Source organism: Pseudomonas sp. PS01297 (genome assembly GCF_029959305.1).
GTDB lineage: Bacteria > Pseudomonadota > Gammaproteobacteria > Pseudomonadales > Pseudomonadaceae > Aquipseudomonas > Aquipseudomonas helleri.
Window position 1 is genome coordinate 17,993 of sequence record NZ_JASCPQ010000040.1, and the last position, 18,991, is coordinate 36,983.

Below are 18,991 nucleotides of genomic sequence, written 5' to 3' on the forward strand. Positions count from 1 at the left end.
TTGTCCGGGCTTTACCGACAGGCGCAGAATGCCTGACCGACCTGAGCGTCAAATCCAAGGAAAACCGTATGAGCCTGTCGTTACTAAGCCGTTACGCCTTCTTTGCCTTCTGTGTCATTTTCACCCTCGCCAGCCTTCCATTTATGCACCACGAGTGGCTGTGGCCCTTCACTGCGGTGACGTTGGCCCTGAGCCTGCTGGGCATTTTCGATTTGCTCCAGGGGCCCCACGCGGTGCGCCGCAACTACCCGATTCTGGGCAATATTCGTTATCTGGTTGAAGCCATTCGCCCAGAAATCCGTCAGTACCTGCTGGAGTCCGACAGCGACGCGCTGCCCTTCTCTCGCGCGCAACGGTCGCTGGTCTACTCACGCGCCAAGAATGAAACGGCCGACAAACCGTTCGGCACGCTGATTGATGTGTACGAACCAGGCTTTGAATTTATCGGCCACTCCATGCGCCCCGCGCCATTGACCGACCCCAGCAGCTTTCGCATCACCATCGGCGGCCCACAGTGCACCCAGCCGTATTCAGCCTCGATTTTTAATATCTCGGCCATGAGTTTTGGCTCGTTAAGCGCCAATGCGATTCGCGCCCTGAACAAAGGCGCCAAACTCGGCAACTTTGCCCATGACACCGGCGAAGGCAGCATCAGCACCTACCACCGCGAGAACGGTGGCGACCTGACCTGGGAACTGGGCAGCGGCTACTTTGGCTGCCGCACCTCGGATGGCCGCTTCGACCCGGAGCGCTTTGCCGCCCAGGCGCAAACCCCGCAAGTACGCATGATCGAAATCAAGATGAGCCAGGGCGCCAAGCCAGGCCACGGCGGCATTTTGCCCAAGCACAAGGTCACCCCGGAAATTGCCGAAACCCGTGGCGTGCCCATGGGCGAAGACTGCATCTCGCCGTCACGCCACAGCGCTTTTTCAACGCCCATCGAAATGATGCATTTCATCGCGCAACTGCGTGAATTGTCGGGCGGCAAACCGGTGGGCTTCAAATTCTGCCTGGGCCACCCGTGGGAGTTCATGGGGATCTGCAAGGCCATGCTCGAAACCGGCATCCTGCCTGACTTCATCGTGATTGACGGCAAGGAAGGCGGCACCGGCGCCGCACCCGTGGAGTTCACCGACCACATGGGCGCGCCGATGCGCGAAGGCCTGCTGTTTGTGCACAACACCTTGGTCGGCCTCAACTTGCGCGACAAGATCAAGCTCGGGGCCAGCGGCAAAATCGTCAGCGCCTACGATATTGCCAGCGTGTTGGCCATTGGCGCCGACTGGGCCAACTCGGCACGCGGCTTTATGTTCGCCATTGGCTGCATTCAGTCGCAGAGCTGCCACACCAACAAATGCCCGACCGGCGTTGCCACCCAAGACCCGCTGCGCCAGCGGGCCCTGGTAGTGCCCGACAAAGCTCAGCGGGTGTTCCAGTTCCACACCAACACCCTTAAGGCACTGGCCGAAATGCTTGCGGCGGCGGGCCTTGAGCACCCGGCACAACTGAACGCCAAGCATTTGGTACGACGCATCTCGCGCACAGAAATCAAGCTGTTCTCGCAGTTGCACGTGTTCCTCAAGCCCGGCGAACTGCTGACCGGCGAGGCCAATGGCGAGTTCTATTCACGCATGTGGCAAATGGCCCGAGCGGACAGTTTTGAACCTGACGTGATCGCCGCTGCGTAATCCGTTTTTTGTTCCCGAACATCAATAGTTTGATGTTCGGGAACAGGCCCGACATAGCAGCAGAACAATAAGGTATTACATAGTTAACAACTACTTTTGAATACTTGCTCAACTAACCGTCCGCGCCATCAGTTATTTAACCTATTAATAGCCACACCATTGTTTCTAGACTGGCATGACTTCCCCTACTGCGGATATCACTCATGCCAACTACTCCGTTAACCCACACCTCATTAAAACCGCCTGATTTAAAAGACCTGGGCATTCATCACGACCTGATCAAAGCCAACGCCCAATCAGCGATCAATAACTTTCATGTTTCATTGATTCCAGCCCTGCACAATCAAGCCTACCCACCCGTGCCCGGCTACAACACCCTGAGTGCTGAACAACAGCAAGGTCTTCGCGAACATCAGGCACTGTCACGCACTAACCTGATCAATCTTCGCCATTACCTGGACAACATCAGCAGTGTCGAGGCCTTTGCCGAACCCCTGTTGCAAGACGCCTTGTTAAAAGCGTTCGGGATTGCCTGTGATGTCAGAAAAAACGTGATCACCCTCACGACGCTCAATACCTTCACAGGGGAGATTACAAATCGTGCCACACAGACCCTCTTGCAAGCCGCCCTGCACAATTTTTTGCCGGAGCAAGCTGAAACTGGCGGCATACCGAGAGGCTCACATCTCTGGGATTACAAATCCACGCGCTCCAGCGACCCGGCGCCAAAACTGCTTGAGATTGACCCCGTTGCCTTCGCCCGTTTATGCCGGGAACTGGATATCGGTAAACGCTATCAGGAACATCTGGCAGCCATAATCAGCCCGCCACACGCGCAAGACAAACTCGCGGTCGCCTCTGCTTTTATCGACCATGAGCGCAGCATGCTGTTATTACAAGCCGATGTGGCCTTGATGAATAAACATATCAAGCCCGAGACCCACGCCACCTTGATGCGTTTTGGTGCGGGAGATGAACGGTCCTTATTTGGCACTCTGCCCATAAGTTGTAACTATATGAAACTGGATGAAGTGCAATTTTCATCCATGGTCCTTTTTCATGGCGACCCTCTTGAACAAGAACAGCGTTGTATTGTTTATATCCCTGGCGACCCGGTCAGTTGCCTGAAAGAGTACGACAACTTAAGAGCCGCCCACGCCGACTTGATGATTAAATTGCAGGATGCCACTTACCGTGAGTTCTTTATTCACCTGGCCCCTCAATCACAGAAACTTGCACTGACCAAACGTTTTAATAACCGTTTTGCAAAAGGCGGCAGAGACCCGTTGGGCATGACCCAACAGCCTGTCTCCGGTAATCTTTTTGAGCATTTATATACCTACAAGACCCTGCAAATGATGGCGGATGCGCGGTTCCTCGCGGTGCCGACCGATGACATCAACCGCATCGCCTTACTGGAGCGCCTGGAGCACTACCTGGACGTCAGCCTGAACGTGCTGAACGTTGCCGCATTCTTTGTGCCGGGGCTGGGCGAGGTCATGGCCGTTGTATTTGCAGCGCAGATCATGAACGACGTTTACCACGGCATTGAGGCCTGGGAGCAAGATGACAAGGACCTCGCCTGGGCCTACACCAAAGGCGTGCTGATCAATCTGGCCACTGCCGCGGCAATCGGCAAATTAGCCTCGGATTTCGCCCGCCCGTTGCCGGTAAAACCTGTCCCGCTGATTGAGGAACTGGCGGTCTTTAGCCAAGAAGAGGGCCAAACCAAGCTTTGGAAACCCGATATCACCCCCTTCGAACATGACATCAGCCTGCCCCCGGCGCTTAAACCCGATGCGAAGGGCCTGTATTACCACATGAGCCGCTATTACCTGAAACTGGAAGACAAGCACTACAGCGTCGAAAAAACCGGCGAACAGACGTATCGACTGCTTCATCCAACGGAGCCAACAACCTACGGGCCCGAACTGTCGCATAACAACTATGGTGCCTGGAAACACGCGGCAGAAGAGCTTGCCGACTGGGATGAAAACACCTTGTTCAGGCGCTTGCACCCCACCCTTAGCACCGTCGACAGTGAAACGGTTGAACAGATGCTGCATGCCTGCGGTGTCGACGACGCTGAACTGCGTCAGGTGCACGTCGACCAAAGCCCGCCTCCGGCACTGCTCAATGACAGCATCACACGCTTGGCCATCGACCAGGACTTGCAACGTTTTATCCAGCGGATGCAGGCGGGAGATCGAACGGCCGACCCACAGATTCAGCTCCAACTACTCGTTGAGGAGGATATGTGGCCTCCCACCAAAGCCCTGCGTTTTATTGATATCCAGGGTAAAACCATCAGCGAGTACGGCAATAACCTGACCAAAAAACTGCCCATCATCCAAGTCCTCGACAGCCAGTTGCGCCGAGGTGAGATGTTGAAAGTCGTGCTCGAATCCCTGGCTCCCGAAGAAGTGACCGCGCTGGTAGGGCTCAGTACTGAGCAGGGTGAGATTGGCAGCAGTTTGACGGAAAAGGCCGAAGCCTTGCACAAACGCCTGACTCAGCGAGCCAGGCAAAGGACGGACAAACTTTTTGCGTCGCGCTACACGTCGCCGCCCATGCCCGACTCCCCTGCTGCGCGGCAATTGCTCAAGCGCTTCCCCACCCTCCCCGGTCCGGTGGTCGATGAGCTGTTGGCCTCTGCCACGCAAGCCGAGTTTGAAGTACTCGACAAGCAAATACGGGTGCCCGTGCGCATTGTCCAGGAAGCTAACCTTTACGCTCAGGAGCTGCGCCTGACCCGGGCCTTTGAAGGCCTTTACCTTGAATACCTGAACAATACCGACACGCAAAAGCTGCTTTTGCACAGCCTTGCGGACATGCCGGGCTGGTCGAAAGACGTGCGCATCGAAGTGCGTGACGGCGAGTTTTCAGGCCCGTTGCTCGACCATGTGGGCGCAGCCGATGCACCGATCCGTAAAGTGCTGGTCAAGGAAGGCAGCCAGTATCAAACCTACGACGCCAACCACCTTAGCCTGCATGGCCTGGATGACCTCTATGCCAGCGTGTTGCATGCCCTGCCCGATGCGCAACGCCGAACGTTGGGGTTTCCCCATCCGGCTCAGGGCCCAGCCCTCAAGGCAGCGCTTGCGCAGCGCGCGCCCATGAGCCGCAACGCCCTGCGGGACGTATTGCAAATACCCCGCACACGAGAACCCTCACCGATGCGACTGGCAAAAGGACGCCCCGTCGATTCATTCCCTCAGCCGGCTGCTGCGCGCTGCGCCCGGTCACCGTTCGCCTGTTTCAGATCAAGCCCGCGACGAGTCAGAAGCCTGATAACCGAGTTGTACCCAACCCATACAGCCGAGGCGGTTGAAGAGTTTTTGGGGCTTGAAGACCTCTACAGTCGCGAAGGCTTGCAGCGCCTTGAGGCCTTGAAGACAGAGTTTCGAACGCTGGTCAAAGACCTCGAAAACTGGAAAGCCAAACCGCCGGAACTGGCTCAGATCAGCCGCCACCATGTACGCCTGGTGAACCCCTTAGATAAACAGCGGGTCATCAACAAGTTGATCAAATGCTGGCAACGAAGAATCACTCAGCCCCTGGCCGGTATTGAAACGTCACTGGGTGAAACGCTGAACATAGAAGGAATCCATTTCGGGACGTTCCCCGAGCTCACCGCAGACTTCAGCCATGTCAAACAACTGCAGTTCAAGAACTTTTACCTGCAACCCGATATCAATGGACTTCTGAGGCAATTCTCCGGTTTGACATCACTTACACTGAACTCAACGCACTTGGTTGAAATACCTTCAAGCATTTTCGACTTGGCCTCATTGACCCATCTGAACCTGGGCGGCAACAGCATTACCCTGTCCGTTGAAGAGGCCGGCAAGCTCAGTGAAATGACACAACTGAACGTGCTGGACCTTAACAACAACCCACTGGGTGAAGTGCCCGATTTCACCCACATGAATCAATTGCAGGAACTGAACCTCAGAAACACCCGCCTCAGCACATGGCCCTCGGGCCTCGAAACGCTGCAGGAACTGACGAATCTTGATCTTCGCGAGAACAACCTGACCGCTTTACCGCAGAGTTATTTCCAGTTGTCTCGAGAACGTTTGCGCAGCACCTATGTTCATGGCAACCCCCTGCCCGCCGCCACGCTTGAAGCAGTGTTGGCTTACCGAGAACAACTGGGTTTGCGCTTTGAAGCGCGCGTGCATGCGCGAGGCGCTGAGCCACATCCGGCAGACGTCTGGCTGGATAACACGCAGCATTCCGAGCAACGCCTGGACCAGCTCGAACTCTGGTCAGCCCTGCAAGCAGAGCCCGGTAATCGGGATTTTTTCAGAGTGATTCATGACCTGTCGGAGTCGCCTGACTTTCGCTTTGCACGTGAACAACTAACCCGACGGGTGTGGCGTGTCATCGCGGCGGCCGCTGAAGACACCTCGCTCAGGCACGAATTTTTTGGCGGCGCGGTTGAGCATCAAACCTGCATTGACCGCGTCCAGACGGTCTTCAGCCGATTTGGCTACAAGGTGCTGCTGCATGAGATCGGTCTACTGCAAGGCGTCGCCAAAGAGACCGAACTGCTGAAGTTGATCAAGGGGCGCACACGTCTGCTGCAACTGGATGACATTGCCCAAACCCAAATCGACCTCCAGACCAGCGCCTACAACACAGCCCGCGAGGAAGCTCGGCTCTCACCGGGACAGATCGCAGAACTCAAACCTGACCCGCTCGAAGTGCAACTGATCTATCAGGTTGACCTCGGCGACCGCCTGGAACTGCCTTGGCAGCCTTCGCATATGAAGTTTCGCACCCTGGCGAAAATCACTCCCGCGCAAATTGAAGAGGCCTTCAACCTGGTCATTAACCAGGAAAAAATCCCCGGCTACCTGCCGAAAAAAATGCTCGAGGAAGAGCCCTGGGTGGATTATCTGACTGAGCACTACGGCGCAGAGATTGAGGCTGAGCGTGAGCCGCACCTACAGCGCATCAAAGACATCGATCAGTTGCAGGAGCTGCAGGAACAGTGGGCCGAAAAGCAGGCCGAAGGCGACAGCGATGCCCTTCAAACGCTGACCCATGACTTGAAAACCCTGGCGAAAAAGCTGGGGGTGGATGAGCAAAAGGTGCTTACCAAAGCGCCGATGCTCGATGAGGACTACTACGCGTTACAACTCAAGGCCCGTGCTGAACTCGACGAAGTGATGGTCAAACTCACGCAAACCCTACTGGATAAAAAACAACTGTCCGTCAACCAGGACGAATAAATCCGAACTTCAGTGACAATCAGTAATACCCGAACTTTGCATTTCTTGCCCAATAGCTTCACCCTGCGCGCCGCCGATGTGCGGCGCGAAACTTCTGTTTATCGCGTAAGACTTTATTACCTTCTGCTTGAGAATTTGCCGTGATGATTAACGGACGCGACCACCGCATCGACTTTTTTCGCGGGCTGGCACTGATTTTTATTTTTTGGGACCACATCCCGCATAACCCGCTGGCTGAACTGACCGTGCGCAATTTCGGTTTCAGTGATGCTGCGGAGATCTTTGTCTTTCTGGCCGGTTATGCCGCCGTGCTGGCTTACGGCAAGATTGCCCGGCGTGATGGCTTGTTGATCGCCAGCGTAAAGATCTGGCGCCGCGCCTGGGTGCTGTATGTGGTGCATATCTTCTTGCTTGCCGTGTTGATGGGCATCGTCTTTTTTGCCAACAGCCACGTTGAAACCCGTGACTTGGTGCAAGAAATGGGCTTGCAGTACTTCTTGAGCAACCCGCAGCAGGCGCTCACCGATGAGTTGCTGCTGCGCTTTAAACCCAACCTGATGGACCCGCTGCCGCTGTACATCGTGCTGCTGATTGGCTTGCCGCTGGTCCTGCCGATGCTGCTGCGCAAGGCGCGCTACGTGGTGGGTGTTTCGCTGGCGCTGTACTTGATAGCGCCGTACTGGAACTTCGCCTCACAAGAAGGCGGCGTGTGGTTTTTCAACCCGATTGCCTGGCAGTTCCTGTTTATTCTCGGCGGCGCGCTGGCGCTGTATGGCCAGGACAACCCTGCGGTGGATCATCGACCGTTAAGCCAGCAACCGTTGTTTCTGGGGGCGGTGGTTTACCTGCTGGTCACCGGACTTGTAGCGGTGTCATGGAAATGGCCGCACCTGCACGACGCAGTCATGCCCGTGGCGTTGGGCGAGTGGGTGTACCCCATCAGCAAGACCAACTTGTCACCTGTGCGTCTGTTGCACTTTTTGGCTTTGGTGTACGTGGTGGCCAAAATCGTGCCCCACGGCGAATGGCTGAACCAGTGGTTCGCCCGACAAATCTGCCGCATGGGTCGTTATTCGCTGGAGGTGTTCTGCTTGGGCGTGATCCTCGCCCCGCTGGCAGACATGTTCAATGCGCTGGGCGGCGACGGTTGGGCAGTGCAGGTGTTCAGCGCCCTGATGGGCGTAGGCCTGATGGCCGTGCTGGCCCAGTGGCTGGACTGGAACAAGCGGCTGGGGATGCCGCCTAAGGCATGACGTGTACCTCGCGATCTTTTGGTCTTTAAAAGATCGCGAGGCGTGCTCGCTTTTACAGGCAGCGTTTTAAGCAGACCTTAATGAGCTGAAGAAGCCACTGCGGTCTGATCTTTTGGCGACAGCTTGAACACGTAGAACAACACCGTCAGCAAGATCAGGAACGCCGGGCCTACAAACAGGGCCACGCGGGTTTCTTCAAAGTAGGCCATCAGCCCGACCACCATCAGCAGGAACGCCAGCGCCGCAAACGAGCTGTAAGGGTACAGCCACATGCGGTATTTGAGCGCGGCCGCCTCTTCACGGCTGAGGTTTTTGCGGAAACGCAGTTGCGCCAGCAAAATCATCAACCAGGTCCAGATCGCACCGAAGGTCGCAATCGCAGTCACCCACACAAAGACCTTCTCTGGCGCCAGGTAGTTGAGCACCACGCCCAGCAGCAACATGGCAATCGACAGCAGCAGTGCGTTGCGCGGTACGCCGTTTTGCGAGGTGGTGGCGAAGTTGGCCGGGGCCTGACCGTTTTGCGCCAGGCTGTAAAGCATACGGCCGGTACTGAAAATGCCGCCGTTACAAGACGACAGGGCTGCAGTGATCACCACAAAGTTAATGATGCCCGCTGCGGTTTTGATGCCCAGGCGCTCGAACGTCATGACGAACGGGCTGCCTTGAGTACCGATTTCGTTCCACGGGTAGATCGACAGGATGACGAACAGAGCGCCCACGTAGAACAGCAGAATGCGCCAGAACACCGAGCCAATCGCGCTCGGGATGGTCTTTTGCGGGTTGCGGGCTTCACCGGCGGTCAGGCCGATCATTTCGACGCCCAGGTAGGCAAACATCACCATTTGCAACGACATCAGCACGCCCTGAATCCCGTTCGGCATAAAGCCGCCCTGGGTCCAGAGGTTGGAGATGCCCAGCGCCACGCCGTCATTGCCGAAACCAAAGGCAATGATGCCGATACCGCCGATCACCATCGCGATGATGGTGACGATTTTGATCAAGGCAAACCAGAACTCGAACTCACCGAACGCCTTAACCGCGATCAGGTTGATCGACCCCATGCTCAGCAGTGCCGCGAGGGCCCAGATCCAGCGCGGTACATCCGGAAACCAGATGCCCATGTACACCGCCACGGCGGTGATTTCGGCAACGCACGTCACCAGCCACAAGAACCAGTAGTTCCAGCCGGTCAAAAAGCCCGCCAACGGGCCGAGGTAGTCTTGCGCGTAGCGGCTGAAAGAGCCGGCTACCGGGTTGTGCACGGCCATTTCGCCCAATGCACGCATGATCACCAGAATGGCCAGGCCACCCAGGATGTAAGACAGCATGATGGCCGGACCGGCCATTTCGATCGCTTTGGCCGAGCCCAGGAACAGGCCTACGCCGATACAGGCGCCAAGCGCCATCAAGCGGATATGGCGTTCGCCCAGTTCGCGTTTGAGCGGGCCGCCCTGCGCGGTTTCACCGTGGGGCTGGTGGTTGCCGACTGGCATAAAAGTACAACCTCATAATTGTTATTGGATGTGCATCACTAGAGCGTTCCAAGAGCTTGGCCGGTTGCCAGACTCCCCTTGCAAAGGCCTCTAACCTCGTGGGTCGGACGTTCAAAAGGGAAATGCCCTACTGAGATCGGCGGCGAGTATTGCACAGGGTTGGTGCACAGTCATTCCCCTACCTAGGGCGTATTTACCCTGAGCAAGGGCTCTATCCCGTCACTTTGCGCGCCTGTAAAAACCTGTAGCCGCTGCTGAAGGCTGCGATGGGCAGCGCAGCGGCCCCATTTTCACCTGTCCCACTCCCCACCAAGATGAGAACAATTACCGTTCGTCAATTCTATTTGCGTAATCTTAAGATATATCTTAAGTTGCTTCGCACACACAGAGGACGAAGAAAATGAGAGAGCATCACCACCCCCACCACCACCGCGAACACAATGTCGGTCAAGACGGTTTTGAAAAACGTGCTGGTCAACGCGGCGGCCGAGGCCCGCGGGTATTTGCCCCCGGCGATCTGAAATTACTGCTGCTGGCCCTGGTGGCCGAGCAGCCTTGCCATGGCTACGACCTGATCCGCCAGATCGAAGGCATGTTCGATGGCGCCTACAGCCCGAGCCCGGGCGTGATCTACCCGACCCTGACCTTTCTGGAAGAAAGCGAGCTGATTGAAGGCGACGCCGAAGGCGGGAAAAAACGCTACAGCGTGACCGACGCCGGTCGCCAGTCCCTGCTCGATCAAGCCATTGCGCTGGACGGTGTGCGCATGCGCATCGACGTCAGCAAGCGCTCGCTGCGCGGCCATGACCGGCCTGCCGAAATTCACGAGGCGGTGCACAACCTGCGCCATGCCTTGCAGATGCACCACGGTCGCTGGAACCCGGCAGAAATTGCCCGGGTACGCGACCTGCTCAACAACACCGCCAAAGCCATCGTCGATGGCCCTGTTACTGCCCAGCCTGCGCAGGAGAACGCTGAATGAATACCGCTAACCCCCAAACCATTCACCGCGTCATGCATGAAATCAAACGTCGCAAGTTAGAGGTGCTGCGCGTGGTCGACCTGACCCCGCGCATGCGCCGCATCACGGTGGGCGGCCCCGAACTGGCCGGTTTTATCAGCCTGGGCAGCGACGACCACGTAAAGCTGTTTTTCCCGCAGACCGCCGAAGAACAAAGCGCTCTGGAGAACGTGGAACTGAGCGGCGGGATCAAAAACAACAAAGTCATGCCGCCCATGCGCGACTACACCCCGCGCCGCTACGACCTGAACACGTTTGAACTGGATCTGGATTTTGTATTGCACGGCGACGGCCCTGCCTCCACCTGGGCCGCGCAAGCCCAACCGGGCCAGTTCCTGCACATCGGCGGCCCACGCGGCTCGATGATCGTGCCGGATATTTTCGACAGCTACCTGCTGATCGGCGATGAAACCGCCCTGCCGGCCATTGCCCGCCGTCTCGAGGAGCTACCGGCCAATCGCCGTGCGCTGGTGGTGGTTGAAATTGAAAACGCCCAGGAACAACAGCCGCTGAACAGCGCTGCGTCGGTTGAAGTGATTTGGGTGCACCGCGATGCTCCAGCAGAAGACCTGTTGAGCACCGTCGAACGCCTGAAGATTCCAGCAGGCGAGCTGTACACCTGGGTCGCGACTGAAAGCGCGCTGTCACGCAAAGTGCGCCGCGTCTTGCTGGACACCCACGGCCTGAACGATGAATTCGTTAAAGCCGTCGGTTACTGGCGCCTGGACGACAGCCCGGAAGAGTAATCCCTTACATTCCCTGTAGGAGCGAGCTTGCCTCGCGATCTTTTAAACGATCAAAAGATCGCGAGACAAGCTCGCTCCTACAGAGAGGATCGGCCGCGCCAGCGGTCAATCGCCACCATCAGCAACGCCACCGCCACAAACCCCGCCAGAATCCCCAACGCGTTCACAAACGTCTGCGCATACCCCAGTTTGTTGACATCAATAAACGGGTACGGGTACATGCCCAACGTATGCCCGCGCCACAGCAAATAGGCAAAGTACACAATCGGGTACAGCGCCCACACCGCGATATGGCTCAGGCGCAACATGCCTTTGGGCACGCAAAACCACCAATACAGGCTGAACAGCACGGGCATGACATCGTGCAAAAGCTCATTGGCCAGCCAATGCAGCCCCTGCGGTTGCCAAAGGTTGCGCAGCAACAAGCTGTAGGCGGCGCCCACCACGATGATGCTCACCCCAATCCCGCTGCTAACCCAAGGCTGCAAGAAAAACCTCCGGCCCTTGGAGTCCTGCGTAAGAGCGGCGTAGGTCAGCACGGTGGCGGTCAGGGTATTGGTCAGCACCGTGAAAAAGCTGAAGTAATTGACCAGCCCACCCAGCAGGCTAGCGCCGGATGTCCAGCGGGCAATCAGCACAAGGTCGAGCTGAATCGCCAACCCGCTCCAGCCCAGAATGGCCATTAATGCTAACCAGCGGTGAGTGTGCGCTGCACGCATACGCCGATCAGAGCTCGCGCTTGGTGCGGGCGTATTTCACGTAGAGCTTCTCGACCTTCTCACGCGCCCACGGCGTTTTACGCAAAAACGTCAGGCTCGACTTGATGCTCGGATCGCTTTTGAAGCAGCGAATATCAATGCGCTCGGCCAGCCCATCCCACTCGTAATGCGCCACCAGCGCAATCAGGATCTGTTCCAGCGTGACGCCGTGCAGGGGGTTGTTGTTGGGTTCAGTCATGCCGAGCCTTTTTAAGCAGAAGTAGGAAAGCCGCGCACCTTAGCTCAGGGGCCAGTCATTTGGAACACGGTGAGTTTAGCCGGGCCTGAGCCCTTGCAGAAAAAGTTCCGCTTGGCGCGACCAAATGCGATGTTATATTGTAACGATACAGTCGTTATCCAGAGCGCTCAGCGCCACGCTTTTCATCACCCTTGCCAAGGAATCTGCAATGTCCTCCCCTGCTTTGCCACGCCCACTGCGCCGTCTGCGTTTGACGCCGCTCGCCACGGCCCTGCTTATCGCCTCGCCCGTCTATGCCCTGGAACTGCAACCCCAAGTCATCACCGGCAACCCGCTGGGTAGCAGCCAGTTGGCTTCTCCCACCACGGTATTAGAAGGCGACGACCTGACGCTGCAGCAACAAGGCAGCCTGGGTGAAACCCTCAACAAGCAACCGGGTGTGTCGTCCTCTTACTTCGGCCCGGGCGCCAGCCGACCGATCATTCGCGGTCTGGACGGCGACCGGATCCGCATTTTGCGCAATGGCGTGGGTGCGCTGGACGCTTCGTCGCTGTCCTACGACCACGCCGTGCCACTGGACCCGGTCAACGTTGAGCGCATTGAAATCGTCCGAGGCCCGGCCGCCCTGCTTTACGGCGGCAATGCCATCGGTGGCGTGGTCAATACCTTCGACAACCGCATCCCCACCGAAGCCATCAACGGCATTCAAGGTGCAGGCGAATTGCGCTATGGCGGCGCCGACACCACACGCAGCAGCGCAGGCAAGCTGGAAGCCGGTGACGGCACGTTTGCCCTGCACCTGGACGCCAATGCCCGCCAGTTCAACGACCTGAAAATCCCCGGTTACGCCCGCGACCGTCACGCCCCGGAAGGTGAAGACGACAGCGATCAAAAGAAAGGCCGCCTGAGCAATAGCAGTGGCCGACAGGACGGCGGCGCGGTTGGCGGTTCCTACACATGGGATGACGGCTACGCGGGCATCTCTTACAGCAACTACGACTCCAATTACGGCTCCCCTGCCGAAGACGACGTGCGCATCCGCATGAAGCAGGATCACTACGCCTTCGCCTCGGAGATCCGCAACCTGCAAGGCCCGTTCAGTTCGCTCAAACTGAACGCCGGCTACACCGACTATGAACACCGCGAGATCGAAGGTGGCGAAGTCGGCACCACCTTCAAGAACAAAGGCTACGAAGCGCGTGTTGAAGCGCGTCATGTGCCGATCGGCCCACTGAACGGGGTGATTGGCGCGCAGGTCAACCGCAACGAATTCTCGGCCCTCGGCGAAGAGGCTTTCGTACCGCAGACGGACACCACCACCGGCGCGCTGTTTATTCTTGAAGAGCTGCAAGCCACCGAGCGACTCAAACTCAGCCTCGGCGGGCGCCTGGAACACACCGTGGTTGACCCGAATGCCAAGGGCAATGAGCGCTTCGAAGCGGCCGACAATTCCAAGCGTTTTACTGCGGGCAGCCTGTCTTCAGGCGCGGTGTTCACCCTGACACCGATCTGGTCGCTGGCCGCGACGTTGGGCTACACCGAGCGAGCGCCGACCTTCTACGAGCTGTATGCCAACGGCGCGCACGTTGCCACCGGCACTTACGAGTTGGGTAACCCTAACCTGTCAAAAGAAAAGGCCGTGTCCAGCGACCTGGCCCTGCGCTTTGACAATGGCACTCACAACGGCAGCGTTGGCGTGTTCTACAGCCACTTCTCCAACTACATCGGCCTGCTCGGCACGGGCCGCACCTTGAACGACGAAGGCGAGCCAGACGCCAGCGGTATTCCGGAATACACCTACTCCGGCGTACGTGCACGTTTCGTAGGGTTCGAGGCCAAGGATCACTGGAAGCTGGGTGAAAGCGCCTACGGCAAATTTGCACTGGAACTGTCGGGCGATTACACCCGCGCCACCAACCTCGACACCGGCGAAGCGTTGCCCCGTATTGCGCCGTTGCGCCTGAGCAGTGGTTTGCTGTGGGAACTCAATCGCTGGCAGGCACGGGTCGATGTTGAACACGCCAGCAACCAGGGCCGCGTACCGGACAACGAGTCGGGCACCAATGGCTACACCACCCTGGGCGCCAGCGCCGGTTACAACTTTACGGTGGGCGGCAGCCAGTGGCTGGCCTTCGTCAAAGGCGACAACTTGACCGACCAGACCGTGCGTTATGCCAGCTCGATCCTGCGTGACATCGCCCCGGCACCGGGCCGCAGTGTTGAAGTAGGCCTGCGCACAACGTTCTAAGCCATAACCCTGCCGCTGTAGGAGCGAGCTTGCCTCGCGATCTTTTGATCTTTAAAAGCAAAAGCTCGCGAGACAAGCTCGCTCCTACAGTTTTTTTTCTAAACCCTTCCCGACCTCATTTCCCGCAAACACCGTCGAACGTGAGGCAAAAAGCCCCTGAGACGAACGGTCGCAGGCGACTGTTACAGAATCCGAAATGATCCATGTCAATTAAAGTGCTGTTTCTAAACGTTTCGTCGCTTTATCATTTCCGCATCAAGGGCTGAAACGTTTCACGCCAGCCCTTACATTCTGAAAGTGTGAGTCCTGCCTGCAAAGACAGCGCTACCCACGTCACCGCCCGACCAAAAAGACCTTCATCTCGACCTATGTCCACATTTCTGACTTTGCGCAAAGACAGCGCGCTATTCCCTATGGCCGGGCAAAAAGCCCTGACCCTGATCGGCGGCATTACTGCCCTGGGTTTCGCCAGCTTCGTACAGGCCGCACCGGCGTTCGACAGCGACTCAAAATGGATGTTCGGCGATTGGGACGGCTCCCGTACCGCACTGGAAAAGCAAGGCTACAGCTTCTCGCTCGACTACGTGGGCGAAGTCGGCTCCAACCTGCACGGCGGCTACGACCATGACCGCACCGCGCGTTACAGCGATCAGTTCGGCCTGGGCACGCACCTGGATTTGCAAAAAATCCTGGGCTGGCACGACGCTGAATTCCAGCTGACGATTACCCAGCGCGATGGCAACAATATCAGCAATGACCGGATCAACGACCCACGGGTCGGCGGCTTCACTTCGGCCCAGGAAGTCTGGGGCCGTGGCCAGACCACGCGTTTGACGCAGATGTGGTACCAGCAAAAATTCTTCGACCAGAAGCTCGACATCAAGGCCGGACGCTTTGGTCAGGGCGAAGACTTCAACAGCTTCCCTTGCGACTTCCAGAACCTCGCGTTCTGCGGCTCGCAGGTCGGTAACTGGGCCGGCAGCATCTGGTACAACTGGCCGGTCAGCCAATGGGCGCTGCGCATCAAATACCACCTCACGCCCGAGCTGTATGCGCAGGTCGGCGCCTACGAGCAAAACCCGTCCAACCTGGATCGCGGTAACGGCTTCAAGCTCAGCGGCAGCGGCACGCAAGGCGCGGTATTGCCAGTTGAGCTGGTGTGGACACCGACACTTAATGGCCTGCCGGGCGAGTACCGCGCGGGTTATTACTACAGCAGCGCCAAGGCCACCGACGTTTACAAGGACGCCAACGGCCAACCGGCAGTCTTGAGCGGCGCAGCCTATCGCAGCAGTTCGAGCAAGCACGGCCTGTGGCTGGGCGTGCAACAGCAACTCACCAGCCGCGCCAGCGATCAATCCCGTGGCTTGAAGGTGTTTGCCAACGCCACCCTGCACGACAAAAAAACCAACGCCATCGACAACTATGTCCAGGCAGGCGTTGTGTACAAAGGCGTGTTCGATGCACGCCCCAAAGACGACATCGGCTTTGCCATGGCTCGCGTTCACGTCAACCCGGCCTACCGCAAAAATGCCGAAGCCACCAACCAGGCTCGCGGCGTTTACGACGCCAGCAATCTGGACTACTTGCCGCCTCAGCACACTGAGTACAGCGCCGAGTTGTATTACGGCGTGCACGTTACCGACTGGCTGACGGTGCGACCGAATCTGCAATACATCCGCCATCCGGGCGGTGTTTACACCGTGGATAACGCCCTGATCGGCGGTTTGAAAATTCAAAGTTCGTTCTGACGAACGGGCTGCAAGACAGCAGCGGCACGCTTGAGGTGTGCCGCTTGCCGCTAAATCCTACCTTCAACGGAGAACCTCACTATGAGCACTGATGGTGCTTTGAGTAGAAGCCGCGTGCTGCCGACATTGCTCGGTATCCTGCTGGTGTTAATGGGCCTGGCCATGTTGGTCGGGGGTATCAAGCTGGTGACACTCGGCGGATCGACGTACTACCTGCTGGCCGGTCTCGGCTTCGGGCTGTCGGGCGCCCTGCTGATCGCCGGGCGCCGTGCGGCGCTGGCGTTGTACGCACTGGTGTTGTTCGCCAGCACCGTCTGGGCGCTGGTCGAAGTCGGCCTGGACTGGTGGCAACTGGTGCCGCGTCTGGCCCTGTGGTTCGCCATCGGTATCGTTTTGCTGCTGCCATGGTTGCGTCGCCCGCTGTTGCGCGGCCAGTCGGCACCGGTAGCAACGGGCGCGCTGAGCATCGCCGTGGTCCTGGCGGGCGTGGCTGCACTGGCAAGCCAGTTCACCAACCCTGGCGAGATCAAGGGCGAGCTGGGTCGTGACGCCGTTCCGGGCATGGCCAACACCGCACCCGACATGCCTGAAGGTGACTGGCAGTCCTATGGCCGTAGCGGCTATGGCGATCGTTACTCGCCACTGAAACAAATCACCCCGCAAAACGCCCACAGCCTGGTGCCTGCCTGGACCATGCGTACTGGCGACATGCCAGGGCCGAATGACCCGGGTGAAACCACCGCTGAAAACACCCCGCTGAAAGTCAACGGCATGCTGTATGTGTGCACGCCGCACAGCCAGGTGATTGCGCTTGATCCGGACAGCGGCAAGGAAATCTGGCGCTACGATCCGAAGATCAGCACGCAAAATGCTGCCAACTTCAAAGGCTGGGCACACATGACGTGCCGTGGCGTGAGCTATCACGACGAAAATGCCTACGCCAAAGCCAGCACTGAACAAAGCACTGCCGAGCCGGCTGCAACCACGTCGAGCAACTCTTGCCCGCGTCGTCTGTTCCTGCCAACCGCCGACACCCGCCTGATCGCCCTCAATGCCGACACCGGTAAAGTCTGCGAAGACTTCGGTGACCACGGCTCGGTCGACCTGCGCCACAACATCGGCAGCTTTGCACCCGGTGGTTACTACTCCACATCGCCACCTGCGGTCACCAAAGACCTGGTGGTGATTGGCGGCCACGTGACTGACAACATCTCCACTGACGAGCCATCCGGCGTGATCCGTGCGTACGACGTGCGTACCGGCAAACTGGTCTGGAACTGGGACAGCGGCAACCCGGAAGACACCACGCCGATTGCCGAAGGCCAAACCTACACCCGCAACTCGCCCAACATGTGGTCGATGTTCGCGGTCGATGAAAACCTCGGCATGCTCTACCTGCCGATGGGCAACCAGATGCCTGACCAATATGGTGGCGACCGTACCGAAGACTCCGAGCGTTACAGCGCTGGCGTGACGGCACTGGATATCACCACCGGTAAGGTTCGCTGGTACCGTCAGTTCACTCACCATGACCTGTGGGACATGGACGTGGGCGGTCAACCGACCCTGATGGACCTGAAGACTGCTGACGGCGTGAAACCGGCGCTGCTGGCGTCGACCAAGCAAGGCAGCATCTACGTTGTTGACCGTCGTAATGGCGAAGACATCGTGCCGATCCGCGAAATCCCGGCACCGGGCGGTGCTGTCGCCGGTGACCACACCGCGCCGACCCAACCGCGTTCGGACCTCAACATGATCCCGCCGCAACTGACCGAGCGTGACATGTGGGGCGTGACCCCGTTTGACCAAATGCTCTGCCGGATCAACTTCAAATCCCTGCGTTACGACGGCATGTACACCCCGCCTTCGCTGCAAGGTTCGATCGTTTACCCGGGCAACTTCGGCGTGTTTGACTGGGGCGGCATCTCGGTCGACCCGGTGCGTCAGATCGCGTTCCTGAACCCGAGCTACATGGCGTTCACCTCCAAGCTGGTACCCCAGGCTGACGTAGCAGCCATGGGCCCACGCAAAGGTGAAACCTCGGGCGTGCAACCGAACAAGGGCGCTCCGTACGGCGTGATCCTTGAGCCACTGCTGTCGCCGGTTGGCCTGCCTTGCCAGGCGCCGTCGTGGGGTTACGTTGCAGCGGTCGACCTGACCAACAACAACGTGATCTGGAAACACAAAAACGGCACCGTGCGTGACAGCTCGCCAGTACCGATCCCGCTGCCAATGGGCGTTCCAAGCCTGGGCGGGACTGTGACCACAGCCGGTGGCGTTGCTTTCCTGAGCGGCACCCTGGACCAATACCTGCGTGCTTACGACGTGAACAACGGTAAGGTCCTGTGGGAAGGTCGCCTGCCAGCAGGCGGTCAAGCCACGCCAATGACCTACGCAGGCAAGGACGGCACCCAGTACGTGCTCGTCATGGCCGGTGGTCATGGTGGTCTGGGCACCCAAAAGGGTGACTACATCATGGCGTTCAAACTGGCTAAATAAGCGTTACAGCCAGGTCTGAAAAAGGCGGCTATCGAGAGATAGCCGCCTTTTTTATGTCTGCACATTTAAGATCAAAAGATCGCAGCCTTCGG

General features: G+C 58.1%; 11 protein-coding genes. 8 read left to right on the forward strand and 3 right to left on the reverse strand.

Features of this window, described 5'->3' with window-relative positions; genetic code table 11:
• Positions 1 to 68: 68 nt before the first annotated feature.
• From QMX84_RS13770 to QMX84_RS13780, 3 genes are all read left to right on the forward strand, one after another.
• Complete coding sequence (locus QMX84_RS13770) at positions 69 to 1,688, forward strand: FMN-binding glutamate synthase family protein (RefSeq protein ID WP_282364036.1); 1,620 nt, start codon at positions 69 to 71, stop codon at positions 1,686 to 1,688.
• Between the two features lie 203 nt (positions 1,689 to 1,891).
• Positions 1,892 to 6,928: a DUF6543 domain-containing protein gene (locus tag QMX84_RS13775; protein ID WP_282364037.1), complete on the forward strand. Its 5,037-nt coding sequence runs from the start codon at positions 1,892 to 1,894 to the stop codon at positions 6,926 to 6,928.
• A gap of 143 nt (positions 6,929 to 7,071) precedes the next feature.
• Positions 7,072 to 8,181, forward strand: coding sequence for an OpgC domain-containing protein (locus tag QMX84_RS13780; protein ID WP_282364038.1), 1,110 nt, complete (start codon positions 7,072 to 7,074; stop codon positions 8,179 to 8,181).
• A gap of 77 nt (positions 8,182 to 8,258) precedes the next feature.
• On the opposite strand, the gene QMX84_RS13785 is transcribed toward QMX84_RS13780, so the two are convergent.
• Complete coding sequence (locus QMX84_RS13785; RefSeq protein WP_048367014.1) at positions 8,259 to 9,677, reverse strand: amino acid permease; 1,419 nt, start codon at positions 9,675 to 9,677, stop codon at positions 8,259 to 8,261.
• Positions 9,678 to 10,077: 400 nt separating this feature from the next.
• Here QMX84_RS13785 and QMX84_RS13790 point away from each other — a divergent pair, with 400 nt between their 5' ends.
• On the forward strand, positions 10,078 to 10,659 hold the full coding sequence (locus QMX84_RS13790; RefSeq protein ID WP_282364039.1) for a PadR family transcriptional regulator: 582 nt from the start codon (positions 10,078 to 10,080) through the stop codon (positions 10,657 to 10,659).
• A complete protein-coding gene (locus tag QMX84_RS13795) occupies positions 10,656 to 11,444 on the forward strand; it encodes a siderophore-interacting protein (RefSeq protein ID WP_282364040.1) in 789 nt (262 codons plus the stop codon). The genes QMX84_RS13790 and QMX84_RS13795 overlap by 4 nt, the downstream gene beginning before the upstream one ends.
• 77 nt (positions 11,445 to 11,521) lie before the next feature.
• On the opposite strand, the gene QMX84_RS13800 is transcribed toward QMX84_RS13795, so the two are convergent.
• Together QMX84_RS13800 and QMX84_RS13805 are read right to left on the reverse strand one after the other, a co-directional pair.
• Positions 11,522 to 12,163 carry a Pr6Pr family membrane protein gene (locus QMX84_RS13800; RefSeq protein ID WP_282364041.1) on the reverse strand — a complete coding sequence of 214 codons (642 nt, stop codon included), beginning with the start codon at positions 12,161 to 12,163 and terminating at the stop codon, positions 11,522 to 11,524.
• Between the two features lie 7 nt (positions 12,164 to 12,170).
• A complete protein-coding gene (locus QMX84_RS13805; protein ID WP_282364042.1) occupies positions 12,171 to 12,401 on the reverse strand; it encodes a VF530 family protein in 231 nt (76 codons plus the stop codon).
• A gap of 208 nt (positions 12,402 to 12,609) precedes the next feature.
• Between QMX84_RS13805 and QMX84_RS13810 the strand changes: the two genes are divergently transcribed.
• From QMX84_RS13810 to QMX84_RS13820, 3 genes are all read left to right on the forward strand, one after another.
• Entirely contained in the window at positions 12,610 to 14,649 is a 2,040-nt protein-coding gene (locus QMX84_RS13810) for a TonB-dependent receptor (RefSeq protein WP_282364043.1), read from the forward strand.
• 368 nt (positions 14,650 to 15,017) lie between these two features.
• On the forward strand, positions 15,018 to 16,400 hold the full coding sequence (locus QMX84_RS13815; RefSeq protein ID WP_123751445.1) for a carbohydrate porin: 1,383 nt from the start codon (positions 15,018 to 15,020) through the stop codon (positions 16,398 to 16,400).
• 81 nt (positions 16,401 to 16,481) lie between these two features.
• Positions 16,482 to 18,899: a glucose/quinate/shikimate family membrane-bound PQQ-dependent dehydrogenase gene (locus QMX84_RS13820; RefSeq protein WP_282364044.1), complete on the forward strand. Its 2,418-nt coding sequence runs from the start codon at positions 16,482 to 16,484 to the stop codon at positions 18,897 to 18,899.
• Positions 18,900 to 18,991 lie beyond the last annotated feature (92 nt).